Source organism: Stenotrophomonas sp. G106K1 (assembly GCF_037969685.1).
GTDB lineage: Bacteria > Pseudomonadota > Gammaproteobacteria > Xanthomonadales > Xanthomonadaceae > Stenotrophomonas > Stenotrophomonas lactitubi.
The window spans coordinates 66,645-78,929 of record NZ_JBBPFR010000021.1 but is presented as its reverse complement, the minus strand read 5'-3'; the positions used below and the strand labels follow the sequence as shown (position 1 = coordinate 78,929).

The 12,285-nt window shown below is 63.5% G+C and carries 10 protein-coding genes; all 10 read left to right on the top strand.

The window, feature by feature from the left end; genetic code table 11:
- A partial coding sequence (locus tag WKB25_RS16685) for a hypothetical protein (RefSeq protein ID WP_340571867.1) occupies positions 1-1,381 on the top strand: 1,381 nt, incomplete at its 5' end.
- Between the two features lie 61 nt (positions 1,382-1,442).
- Positions 1,443-2,495, top strand: a complete 1,053-nt coding sequence (locus WKB25_RS16680; RefSeq protein ID WP_340571866.1) for an arginase family protein — start codon at positions 1,443-1,445, stop codon at positions 2,493-2,495.
- Positions 2,492-3,388, top strand: coding sequence for an arginase family protein (locus WKB25_RS16675; protein WP_340571865.1), 897 nt, complete (start codon positions 2,492-2,494; stop codon positions 3,386-3,388). Before WKB25_RS16680 ends, WKB25_RS16675 begins: the two co-directional genes overlap by 4 nt.
- Positions 3,385-4,443, top strand: a complete 1,059-nt coding sequence (locus WKB25_RS16670; protein ID WP_340571864.1) for a cupin-like domain-containing protein — start codon at positions 3,385-3,387, stop codon at positions 4,441-4,443. Before WKB25_RS16675 ends, WKB25_RS16670 begins: the two co-directional genes overlap by 4 nt.
- Before the next feature lie 3 nt (positions 4,444-4,446).
- Positions 4,447-5,673, top strand: coding sequence for an arginase family protein (locus WKB25_RS16665; protein WP_340571863.1), 1,227 nt, complete (start codon positions 4,447-4,449; stop codon positions 5,671-5,673).
- Positions 5,663-6,577 carry an arginase family protein gene (locus tag WKB25_RS16660; RefSeq protein WP_340571862.1) on the top strand — a complete coding sequence of 305 codons (915 nt, stop codon included), beginning with the start codon at positions 5,663-5,665 and terminating at the stop codon, positions 6,575-6,577. The genes WKB25_RS16665 and WKB25_RS16660 overlap by 11 nt, the downstream gene beginning before the upstream one ends.
- Entirely contained in the window at positions 6,574-7,650 is a 1,077-nt protein-coding gene (locus WKB25_RS16655; protein WP_340571861.1) for a cupin-like domain-containing protein, read from the top strand. The genes WKB25_RS16660 and WKB25_RS16655 overlap by 4 nt, the downstream gene beginning before the upstream one ends.
- A gap of 108 nt (positions 7,651-7,758) precedes the next feature.
- The gene (locus WKB25_RS16650; protein WP_340571860.1) at positions 7,759-9,033 is read left to right on the top strand and encodes an HlyD family efflux transporter periplasmic adaptor subunit; all 1,275 of its coding nucleotides are present in this window, start codon (positions 7,759-7,761) and stop codon (positions 9,031-9,033) included.
- Positions 9,034-9,057: 24 nt separating this feature from the next.
- Positions 9,058-9,804: an ABC transporter ATP-binding protein gene (locus WKB25_RS16645; protein WP_340571859.1), complete on the top strand. Its 747-nt coding sequence runs from the start codon at positions 9,058-9,060 to the stop codon at positions 9,802-9,804.
- Positions 9,801-12,239, top strand: coding sequence for an ADOP family duplicated permease (locus WKB25_RS16640; protein ID WP_340571858.1), 2,439 nt, complete (start codon positions 9,801-9,803; stop codon positions 12,237-12,239). Before WKB25_RS16645 ends, WKB25_RS16640 begins: the two co-directional genes overlap by 4 nt.
- The last annotated feature ends 46 nt before the right edge of the window (positions 12,240-12,285 follow it).

Below are 12,285 nucleotides of genomic sequence, written 5' to 3'. Positions count from 1 at the left end.
ACGGTTTGTCGTGGTGGGGGGGCGGCGTGGCCGCCCCGCAACGGCCTTGCTCCTGGTACGTATCGCGCGGAGTGTGGAAGGGATGGAAGACGCGGCCCGGATGTTCATGAATCCCGACATGGAAGTGACCGAGTTCGACTCGGACTCGGGAAAGCCGATGATGCTGTGCGTCATCCCCGCCGGTGGGGAACCGGTCCGCCTGGCAGTGCCTGCGGTCTACGTTGAGCTGCTACGACAGTTCGATGGCGTGCGTACCCGCGATGAAGCCATTGAGGCATTCCGCGGAATTCATGGCGAAACATTCGATACGTCCTGGCTACAGCGGCTGATCGAGACCTCGCTGCGCCCACGCGGGATGCTGGTCGAGCAGGGCCAAGACCCCATGCTGGCCGGCGCTCCAACAAAGCCCCGCCGTTCGTTCCTCTTTGTCAAGTTACCGGTCATTCCTCCAGCGATCGTCGATCCGATCGCACGCGTTCTCGGGTTCCTGTTCCATCGACCGATACTGATCGCCGGCCTGCTTGCATTCGTCGCAAGCCATGTCTACGTCTACGGCGTGTTGGTGCACGGGCAGCATGTCAACTTCAACAGTCTGGACGGTGGTTCGATCCTGCTCTTGATGCTGCTCTCCACTTTGGGAACCATCTGCCACGAATTCGGTCACGCCAGTGCAGCAGCGCATTTCGGATGCCGCCGGATGACCATTGGCTGGGGCATCTACATGGTCTACACCGTGCTGTGGACCAATGTGTCTGAAGCCTGGAAGCTTCCACGTCGCCAGCGCGCCATCGTCGACATAGGAGGCGTGCATTTCGAGTCGATGTTCCTGCTGCTGATGCTTGGGCTGCACCTCGCGACGGGGAACCCCATCTTTCTGTTCGCCTTCATCTTCATCGATCTTTCCATCGCCAATACCTTCAACCCGTTCCTGCGCATGGACGGGTACTGGCTGATAAGCGATCTGTTCGGTGTGGTAAACCTGCGTCAGCAACAGAACCTGCTGCTTCAGGTAGCAGCGCACCGCCTGGTTGGAGCACCGCCCCCGGCTTCCCGGCCAACGCTAAGCCCACGCGCAACCGTAGCGCTGGTGGTCTATACCATCCTGGGTACAGTGTTCCTGGCTTACATCATGTATGCCATCTTCACATTTGCAGTGATGAGCGTGGCGGTGGAATACCCGGGCATGCTGCGTGCATTCTGGGCCCAGCTGCAGTCTGGCGCGGATTTCCTCGCTCTGCTGGGAAGCGCGTTCGAGCTTCTGTGGCGGGCATTGATCCTTACGGCGGCGACGGTGACGATCTGGAACTTGTCCCGCAGTGGCATCCGCACCGCAAGCAGAATCGTCTCGCTGCGCACCCCAAGGGCGGCTACTGATGTCTGAGTGCGGCGTCGCGGTGGCAGACCAGGCAACCCGCGCAGCGCCACCAGAGCTGCGATATGTCATGAACAGTGCACTGGTGATGGAGCAGAGCACTGCCCAGCACGTGATTCTGCTGGATATGGATACCAGCAGGCGCACCAAGATCACCACGCAGCTCTATCAACTGATCCGGAGATTTGCGGCGGCAGGAACGGCCAGCGAGGTCCTTGGTGAAACCTGCGACAGCCGACTGCGTGTTGCGCTGGATTCGCTGCTGGCACGCGGACTGTTGCAGGACGCGGATGCAGCCCCGCCATTGCCGTCACGCCGGCGCCTGAGCGTTGCCTACCGGTTCTGCAACGCGGCAGCCTGGAACGAGAAGACGAAGTGCGACTTTGTCGTGCTGGGTGCCCCGTACGACATGGTCGGCGAAAGGGAGTGTCGCTTGGCGCCAATCCATGTACGGCAGAAATCCCTGGATTACCCCTACAGGCTGGATGTCCACAGCGCGCAACCGGTGGGCTGGTTTGACTGCGCCTCCGGCCGTTGGATCCTGCGCGGCGCAAGCATGGCCGATGCAGGGGACGTCCCGGTTGATCACGCCGCGGCAGCCGTGGATGCCGAGGCTGCAGTCATCTCGGTGCTTGACGAGGTGTGCGCAAGTGGTGCTGTGCCGGTGGTGTTGGGTGGCGATCAGGCAAGCGCGGAGGCGGTCCGGACATGGTGCGCGCGGAATCGAGACACCGCAGCAGTAAGGATAGGGGCTGGAGAGAACGAGTCTGATAGCGCAATGCATGGGCCGTACGAGTCCGGCTGGCTCCACTTCGATGCGCTCAATGCCACGGGCGAGCCCGAGGCGGTGAACACACGGTTGCAGGGCATGACGACGATACTGCTGAGCATTGATGCTGCCGTACTGCACGACTGCTATGTGTCAGGCCCCACCTCGACGCGTGAGTTGCGCATGGATGTGGCGCGGCAGGTGATTGCTGCAATCGGCCGGAAATGCAGGATCGTGGCCATACACCTCTCCGGCTGGACCGCCGGAGGGGCTGCCTCGGACGTTACCAGCGCCGCCGCCTGTGACCTTCTGCTGCATGCGATGGATGCGGCTCTGGACACGGAGCACGCATGAACGACATCCGCGATGATGCCGCAAGCCTGTTTTGCTGGTCGTTTCCCCCGGCGTCCGATGCAGCCGGAAGATTGTGCGTGCTGGGTGCACCGTCCGATGCAGGCAATGCAGTCAGGCGGGGGGCCGCCGAGGCCCCACGCGCGCTTCGCACTGCATCCCATCGCTGCACCGCGCTGGCTGGCGCGGGATGGGATCTTGGTGACCTTCTGCGGGTGCCCTACGAACACCCCGAGCGCTACATGCAGCGTCTTGGCGAAGCCATCGGTCGGATTGCCGAAAGCGGCCACGTCCCGTTGCTGCTCGGTGGTGATCACTCGCTCAGTTTCGCGGCCATTGAGGCACTGCAGCGACATGCCCCGCTTTGCGTGGTCTGGCTCGATGCGCATACAGACTTCAGTCCCTGGCAGGCCGGCAGCAGCCACAACCACCGCCAAGTGCTGCGTCGTGTCCTCACGCTACCGGGCGTCTCGCGTGTCATCCAGATTGGCTATCGCGGCATCACTGTGGGAGATGAACGCCAATTGGGCCCCCGCGCGAAGGTGATTACGACCCAACAGGCGCGCAGCCAACCGGTCGCTACGCTACTGGAGTCGATACCGGCAGACACGCCGATCTATTTGTCGCTGGACATCGACGTCATTGATCCACAGTGGGTTCCTGGAACCAGTTCCCCGGTGCCCGATGGGCTGCCACCTGGCCAGGTGCTGGAGATCGCCCTGGCGTTGGTGGAGACCGGAAGGCTGGTTGGTGTGGACCTGATGGAACTCAACCCTCGACTGGACATCAATGGAAGAAGCACTGACCTGGCCTGTCATCTGCTGGAGCGCATTGCCGGTATGTGGCCACGGAGTCAGGCGATCAGTGAAGAACTGCAAGGGAGCGGATCAAGATGAAGGCGATGCAGATTCCGTCGTACGACGTTGCGGACTATTCGGTGCTGCTGAAGGAGAACCCGGACGTGCTGTCGGCGCATCCCTGTGTGGTGCGCGGGTTCGTGGAGCAGTGGTCAGCGGCGCGCAGCTGGCTGGAGATCGACCAGCTGAAGGCGCTGTTCGGCACGCTGCCGGTGACAGCAGGGGCGCCCCAGTTCACTACGCACCGCGATCAGCGCATGTGCCAGGTGCAGACCAGCTATGGCACCTATCTGGACTATGTGCAGCAGCCTGAGCGGATTGCAGAGCTGTTCCCCGAGCCATGGCGGAAAGGCAGTCTGGAAGAACTGCGGCACATGCAGCTGCCGCTGTACTGCGGCAACCTGCGTCTGGTCCGCCATGCAGCCGAGCCGGTGCTTGAACAGATCCAGCCTCTCGTTCCTGGAAACATGGAATGCTTGAATGACCAGATTCCCTACTACTACCAATCCGGAAATCATGTGTGGCTGTATGTCAGCCGCGCAGGTGCCCTGACGCCGCTGCATCAGGACAACAACGCTGTCATCGCCTACCTGGCCCAGCTGAGGGGACGCAAGCGCGCCGTGCTCTACGCGCCGTCCGACAAAGCGTACTTCCATACCTCCGGCGTGGGGTACATGGATCCGCTTGCGCCTGACGAACAGCAGTTCCCCCAGTGGCATCTGGCGCAACCATGGGTGGCCACGCTCGAGCCAGGAGAACTACTCATCTGGGGCGCCAACTGGGCGCACCATGTCGTCACCGAGGAGGACTCGATCACGGTCAGCTTCGACATCGTCAACGCGACAAACCTGGATGCCTACGCGCGATCATTCGACTGGCAGCATGAGCTCGGTCACTTCGCGAAGAAGAATGCCGCCATGATCCGCACGCGGAGCGACGATTCACGCCTGCATGCCGCACTGGATGCAGGCCTAGAGGCGCCCATCGGTCGAGCATTCATGCAAGCCACACTGCGGGCGGCTCTTCAAGCCAATCCGGACCATGCAGGTGCTGCCGTACGCGAACAACTGCGTCGCACTCTGGAAGAGGCCTGAACGATGGTGCAGACAGGCGAGTACAGTGCCGGCGACACGCTGAGAATCACCCAGCCGCTTCGGCTGTCGCGGTTCCTGCAGCTGGAGGCTCTGGGTGAACGGGATGCGACCCTGTTCCTGTCCCACGATGGCGCGCGGGTGCGGATACCTGTGGCGCTGTATGCACTGCTGATGCGCTTCGAGCAGCCGCAGCGCATCGATGCCGTTGTCGCCGGGCATCCCCAGGCAAAGAAGGTGGCACAGGCGCTGCTGAGCCTGTCGCGCAAGGGGTTTCTCCATGATGCCGGGATGGAGCCCGCCGGGCGCGAGCGACTTGTCACCGACCCACCCCAGCGAATGTTCGATTCCCCCGCATTTAAGCTGGGCATGACACGCGCAGAAATGGTGGTGGTCGGTGTACCCAGTGACCATGCAGACCCGCGTTGTGCGGGCGGCCGTGCCGCACCGATGGCGTTGCGTGAGCTTTCATTGCATCTGCTGCATACGATCAATCGACGCACCGGTGGAGGACACGGCTGGTACGACGCTGATGGACTCCGGCCGCTGCTGTGCGGTGTCTGCCTGGCTGATGCCGGAGACGTGTTCGTCGATCCCGGCGAAAGCCAGCATGCGGTTTTCCAGCGGATGGCGCAGGTACTGGCTGGATTCGACGATGCCGTGCCCATCGTGATCGGCGGTGACAGTACAGCGTGCTGGCCGGTGCTGACCCGATATGCGTCGCAGGAACCGGTCAGCCTGCTGAGGATCGGCGGACCCGCACAGCGCGAGCCTGCGCCGGGTGGTGTTGTTTCATCGGCCACATTGCTCGCCAGGGCCATTGCCCTGGACGGTGTCGCAGGCACGCTGCAGATTGCGGCTGCGGGCGGGCCGGGCGCGTGGAAGCACCCCGATCATCGATACATGGATGCGTCCGCGCTGCGTGAGGGCAGCTACGACCAGACGCTGCATGAGTGGCTGGCAGGCAGGCCGGTTCACTTGGGTCTGAATCTGGACGCGCTGGACGCGCCCGGTGAGCCGCCTTCCGACGAGCGGCTGCGTTATCAGGAAGTGGTCGACTTCATCGCGTGGATCGGTGCCCAATGCCGCATCGTGAGCATCGACATCACCGGTATGACGCCGATGCGCCCTGGATGGAATGTGGTGGCGCCCACGGCACTCCACCTCCTGGTGCTGGCGATGGATGCCGCGCATCGCCAGGCCGGACCGGGAGTAGAACAGCATGCTGCATGACCTGTTGCAGGCCGCGAGCTCCGGCCTTTTCGGATGGACCCGCGATGCTGACACCATCGATCCGGGTTTTGTCGTGTTCGGGGTGCCAAGCGACGTGGGCAACGGCGCGGGTTCAGGCGCACGCCTGGGCCCCGCTGCTATTCGTGCCGCGTCGCTGGCGCTGCCTCCGCCTGCCGTCCAGGCCCTTGACCTGGGCGACGTGCAGGGGCTCGACGAGATGGATTGGTCCGATGCCATCCAGCGCATCGAAATGATTGTGGGAACAGTGATCGGTACAGGCGGCCTGCCTCTGATGCTGGGCGGAGATCATTCGGTCTCCTACTCGGCGATCGCCGCCATCGCCCGCCGCCACCGCGTCAATATCGTCTGGTTCGATGCCCATACGGACTGCTGTGCATGGGAGGGCGGGGCGAGGCACAACCACAAGCAGGTACTGCGACGTTGCGCATCCCTGCCCGGCGTGGGTCGCATCGTCCAGGTGGGCCACCGCGGAATTACCTACCACGACGAGCGCCAGCAGGTTCCCGCGCTGCATGTTGTCCCGGCCAAGCAGGCGCGAACGCTGCAGATGGACGCGCTGCTCGATCTGCTGCCCGCGACCGAGCCCGTCTACCTGTCGGTGGACATCGACGTGCTTGATCCTCAGCTTGCTCCCGGCACGGGTCATCCGGTGCCGGGCGGACTTGATGTTCGCACCGTGTGCGGACTGGCGGCGGCGATCATGCGTCACCGCCCGCTCGCTGGCCTTGATCTGACCGAGGTCAACCCGCTGTTGGACATCAACGGCAGCACCGCGATGGCGGCGGCTACTGTCCTGGATGCCGTGGTGCGCGCGCTGCCCCAGCAGCCCCACGCTCGCACAGCCCAGCGTAGAGAAGTGTTTGAAACGGAGGCAGGCGCATGAACGAGCGGGCCATACCGGTATTGGACGAACGCGAGTTCAAGGCCATGATGGCGCGCGACCCAGAAGCGCTGCACAGGCAACCGTGCATCGTGACAGGCTACATCGAGCGGTGGCCCGCCTATAGCGAGTGGCAATGTCTGGACCACCTGCGGGCCAGGTTCGGCGCAATGGCTGCGTTTGCCAAGGCACCCAACTTCGTCACCAATACCAGGGCGTCCCTTGTCAGCGTGGAAACCACCTTCGCACAATACCTGGACTACATCGAGCATCCAGAACGGGTGGAACAGATCTATCGTGACTGCTGGCTCGAGGGCGATTACGCATCGTTCAAGGCGCAGGGACTGCCGCTCTACTGTGGAACGCTGCGCCTGGTCCGTGCCGCCACCGATCCCCTGTTCGATCTGCTGTCACCGCTCGTACCCGAGCCCCTGCAGCCTTTGAATGCCTCGTTGCCCTATTACTATTCGCTCTTCAACCACCTCTGGCTGCTGGTCAGTTTGCCCGGATCGCTGACCCCTTTACACACAGACAACAACGGGACCATCGCACTGGTTTCCCAGCTGGCAGGACGAAAGCGCGCCACGCTGTACGCACCGCACGACCTGCCCCATGTGAGAAACCCAACGGTAGGGTTCATGGATCCACTGGCACCGGATCCGGTCGACCATCCAACCTACCAGCAGGCCGTGCGCTGGACCGGCGACATCACCCCTGGCATGACGTTGTTCATTGGTACCCAGTGGGCCCATCACGTCACCACCATCGAGCCCTCCATCTCGGTCAGCTTCGACGTGGTCGACGCCACCAACATCGACCGCTACGCCGCTTCAAAGGATTGGGCTCGCGTATTTGGCGAGCGTGTTGCGCGGCAACCGGCGGTTGCTGCGAAACTGGGTCTGAAGCCCGAAGCGCTGGTCGCATGCGATCCGGTAATCATCGGCCGCCGTGCCATGCAGGCCGTGCTACGCGCCTCATTGGCCGAGCCAGGATTGGACACTGCGCATCGGCAGGCGCGCCAACGTTATCTTGCGGGCATCCCCGTGGAACCGGTCAGCCGTACCGTTGATGCTTGAGTGTCCGAATCCGGACGCCGGTGTACGAATACGGGCATCGAATGCTGTCCGCAGCGAGCGTCAGCCCGGAGAAGCCCGTCAACGCCAATCCTTACCGCGCTTGGCACGATGTGTGCTTACGTCATTGTCATGGACAAAATAAAAAGTGCCAATACCGCCTGGTGGCGGCGGAAGAAGGTGGTCTGGGCCGGTGCCGCAGCGCTTTTGCTGCTGGGCATAGGATCGGCCACTGCGATGATGGGCAAGGCGTCGCCCGCAGTTGAGCGCACATCCCTGTGGGTTGATACGGCGGTGAAGGGAGAAATGCGCCGCGAGATCCGCGCCAATGGCATTCTCGTGCCGCGACAAATCCGTTGGATCACCGCAGGCGCCCCCGCCTCCGTGCAGGAGACGTTGGTGGACCCGGGTGCCATGGTGAAGGCCGATTCGATCATCCTGCGACTGGCCAATCCAGAGCTGGCGTCCAAGCTGCAGCGTGCACAGGCCGCCCTGAACGGGGCCGACGCGGAGGTCGCGGCGGCAAGGACCTCGCTGGCCTCGCAGTTGCTCGATCAGCGTGCCGCGCATGTGCAGGCCGATTCGGAGTGGCGTATCGCAGACATCAAGCTACGCGCGAACAAACGCGCTCTAGATGCGGGAGTGATCTCCAACATCGAATTCCGCCAGAGTGAAATCACCGAGCAGCAGACCGGCGCACGGGCAAGTCTTGAAGCGCAACGCGTAGAGTCATTCAAAAGCAACATGCAGGCACAGCTGCGTGCCGCGCAGGCGCGGCGCGACGAATTGGAGAGCGAGCTCGCCCTGGTGAGCCAGCAACTGGATTCGCTGGAGGTCCGCGCGGGTATTGATGGCATCCTGCAGCAGGTCGACGTGGAGCCGGGCCAACAGGTGGAACTCGGTGCAAAGCTCGCACGGGTAGCGCGACCTGATGAACTCATCGCGCGCCTGCAGGTGGCCGAGTTGCTGGCCAAGGACCTGCGGCTTGGCTTGCCGGCCACCATCGATACACGCAACGGGATTGCCAAGGGCCGCGTCGTGCGTATCGACCCTGCCGTGCGCAACGCGACAGTAACAGTGGACGTGGCGATGGATGGCGCGATGCCCGCGGGTGCACGGCCGGACCTCTCCGTGGACGGCCGCATTCTGCTGGGCACGCTGCCCAACGTGGTCAGTATTGGCAGGCCGGCCTCAGCTGTGCCAGGAGCGGAGTCGACGCTGTTTGTGATACGTGCCGGAGAGAGCACCGCCCTGCGCACGCCGGTGCGCTTCGGCGCAGTGTCCAGTGACCGGGTAGAGGTTGTGCAGGGACTGGCGCCGGGTGACCAGGCGGTGCTGTCTGATGCAAGCCAATGGAGCGACCATGACAGCCTCAGGCTGCGGTGAAGACAGGAGAGAAGGGTGAGGACGATGGATGCAATGCTGCTGCAGCTTGAAGGCGTGTCACGGGTTTTTCATACTGATGACATGGAAACCCACGCCCTGTCGGACATATCCATGGGGATTTCCGCAGGCGAGTTCGTCGCGATTACCGGCCCTTCCGGCTGTGGAAAGAGCACGCTGCTGTCCGTGCTTGGATTGCTGGACAAGCCCGACGGTGGGCGCTATGTCCTCGACGGGGTGGACATTGCAGGGCTGGGGCAGAGCGAACGGGCCCGCGTGCGCAATCAGAAGATCGGATTCATTTTCCAGGCCTTCAATCTGATTGCAGACTTGACCGTGGAAGAGAACGTGGCATTGCCACTCACCTACCGCCACGGGTACGACAAGGCAGAGGCCCGTCAGCGCGTGCGCGAGGTGCTGGAGCAGGTGGAGATGAGCCACCGCACACGGCACTACCCGGGACAGCTTTCCGGCGGCCAGCAACAACGTGTCGCGGTTGCACGTGCGCTGGCAGGCCGGCCACGCATCCTGTTCGCAGATGAGCCCTCTGGCAATCTCGACAGCCGCAATGGTGAATCGGTAATGCAGTTGCTGGAACAATTGAACAGGGAGGGTGCGACGTTGTGCATGGTGACGCATGACGTTGCTTTCGCGCAGCGCGCCGGTCGCATTATCCACATGCTCGATGGCCGAGTCCTGGACGAGGATGCCGCGGCGGATCTGCGTGATCCGCGTTCGGCGTCGCTGGCAGCCGTGGCAGGAGTGCCAGCGTGAACGTCGCCGCCCTGCTTGACGACGTGCTGCAGGCTTGGCGTGCGCTGATCCGCAAGCCCGGCTTTGTGCTGCTGGCTACCCTGACGCTGTCCCTCGGCGTGGCGACGGTGACAACGGTGTTTTCGCTCATCGACCAGGCGCTGCTGCGCCCTTTGCCCTTCCCGCAGCCCGACCGGTTGGTGACGATCGGCATCGAAAGTGAGCCGGGACAGACCGTCGCTGCCCCGCGATATCTCGCCCATGTCCGACAGATGCCCAGTGTTCAATCGGCGGGCATGATCATGGGCTGGACCAACAACGCCAACGTAGCCTTCCATGGCGATGCCGAAGTCGCCCGCGCGCTGCAGGCCGACAAGGGTTTCCTGGACGCATTGGCGCTGCCGATGGCGGTGGGCCGCAATTTCAACGATGCGGAGAACACGCCCGGCGGCCCTCAGGGGGTGATCGTCAGTCATGCATTCTGGACGTCGCATCTCGGAGCGGATCCGGCGGTGGTGGGCAAACCATTGCTTGTGGAGGGCCAGGCGGTACCCATCGTGGGTGTGCTGTCGGAATACTTCCAGTGGCCTGACCCGTTCGACATCATCCAGAACATGCAACTGGACCCCGCAACCCGTGACCTGTCGACCAATCAGTTGATGGTTGCCCGGTTGAAGCCAGGGATCCCTATCGATACCGCTGCGGCGCAGGCCCATACCGTACTCAACGCGATGATGAATGAGGGGGCCGGGGCGAGCGAGAAGCAGCGTGCCTATCTGCAGCGCAATCCGCCCACTGCGTTGGCGCTGGAAGGCAGCGTGTTCGCACACCGCAGCGGCGAGGCCTTGTGGATGTTCCTTGCTGCTGGCGTCTGTGTACTGGCGATTGCAGGGATCAACCTTGCCAGCCTCATGCTGCTGCGTGCGCTGTCCAGAACCCACGACAGTGCGGTGCGCACCGCACTGGGAGCATCGCCGTTGCGGCTGGGAATATCGCCGGTGGCCGAAGGGGCGCTGGTCGGATTGCTCGGAAGCGCCGCCGGGCTCGCCATGGCGTGGGCAGGGCTGCAGGCGTTCGGACGCCTTGTTCCAGCTGAATGGATGCGGGGGCAGTCGGTAGGGCTTACCGCAACGGCCATCGTGGTCGCGTTGCTGGTCGGCGTGCTCACCGCAGTGCTGGCCGCGTTGCTGGGTGTATTGAGGGCGCGGCGGGCAAACTGGTCGCGTGAGCTCGCAAGCGGTGGCCGCACGGGCTGGGGCAAAAGTGCTACCCGCACGAGCAAGGTACTGGTGGTTGCCCAGGTCGCGGTGGCTGTCGTGCTGCTGACGGGAGCTGCGCTATTCGCCCGCAGCTTGCAGAAGCTCGAAGCGGTGCCGCTTGGCTTCCAGTCAACCCAGGTCACGACGTTCACCCTGGCGTTGATCAAGAACCGCTACAGCGAGGTGGATGCAGCGGTCGCGCAGACCGAGCGCATCCTTCAGCGCCTGGGGCGTGTGCCTGGCGTGTCCGCCATTGGCGCGTCCACGAACCTGCCCGCAGGGTCACAGTTGAACTACAGCATGCAGTTGCCCAGCGGTGCCACCGTTGACAGCCAGTACCGCCTGGCTAGTCCGGAATTCCTGGACGTGTTCAATGTGCCACTGTTGACCGGGCGCGGCTTCGAGGATTCCGACCGTGCAGGTTCCGAGCCGGTCTGCCTGGTCAGCACCACGTTTGCCTCGCGTCACCTTGGCGGAGATCCGCTGGGTCAGATCGTCACGATGCCGATGGACGGGGCCCCGGACATCCGGATGCGGGTTGTCGGTGTGGTGGGGGACGTGCGCCAGTTCGGCCCGGATAAGCCTGCGCCGGCTACGGTGTATGCACCATTGGCGCAGATGCCGGCGGACATCTGGGCGCTACTGCGCGAGTTTGGTCCACTCAGCTACGCCGTACGGATGCGCTCCAACGATCTGGGTCAGGTCGAGGGTGTGCTGCGCACCGCCCTGGCGGAAGTCGCACCGCAGCAGCCGATTGCCAACGTGCAGCCGATGCAGGCTGTGGTGGCCACGGCAACCGCCGCCCAGCGCCTGAATCTGGTGATCATTGGCGTGTTTGCCGCATTGGCACTCTTGCTGGCATCGGTGGGCCTGTACGCGGTAATGGCCGTGGCCGTGGCGGGTCGCAGCCATGAATTCGGCGTGCGTTCCGCGCTGGGTGCAACCCGGAAGCGGCTGGTGGTGCAGATTCTCGGCGAATCCGGCAGACAGGTGCTGCTGGGCATGGCGATCGGGCTCGCATTGGCGATGGCCGTATCGGGCATGCTGCAGAAGCACCTGTACGGTGTGGGTGCCACAGACCCGGTGGCCATCCTGCTCGTGCTGCTGGCACTGGCCACAGCGGCACTGCTGGCCAGCGTGGCGCCGGCATTGCGCGCTGCGGCGGTTCAGCCGATGCAGGCATTGCGAAACGACTAGCACGCAACGCCGGTCCCCTGGCTCTGGAGAGTCAGGGGACCTTGCC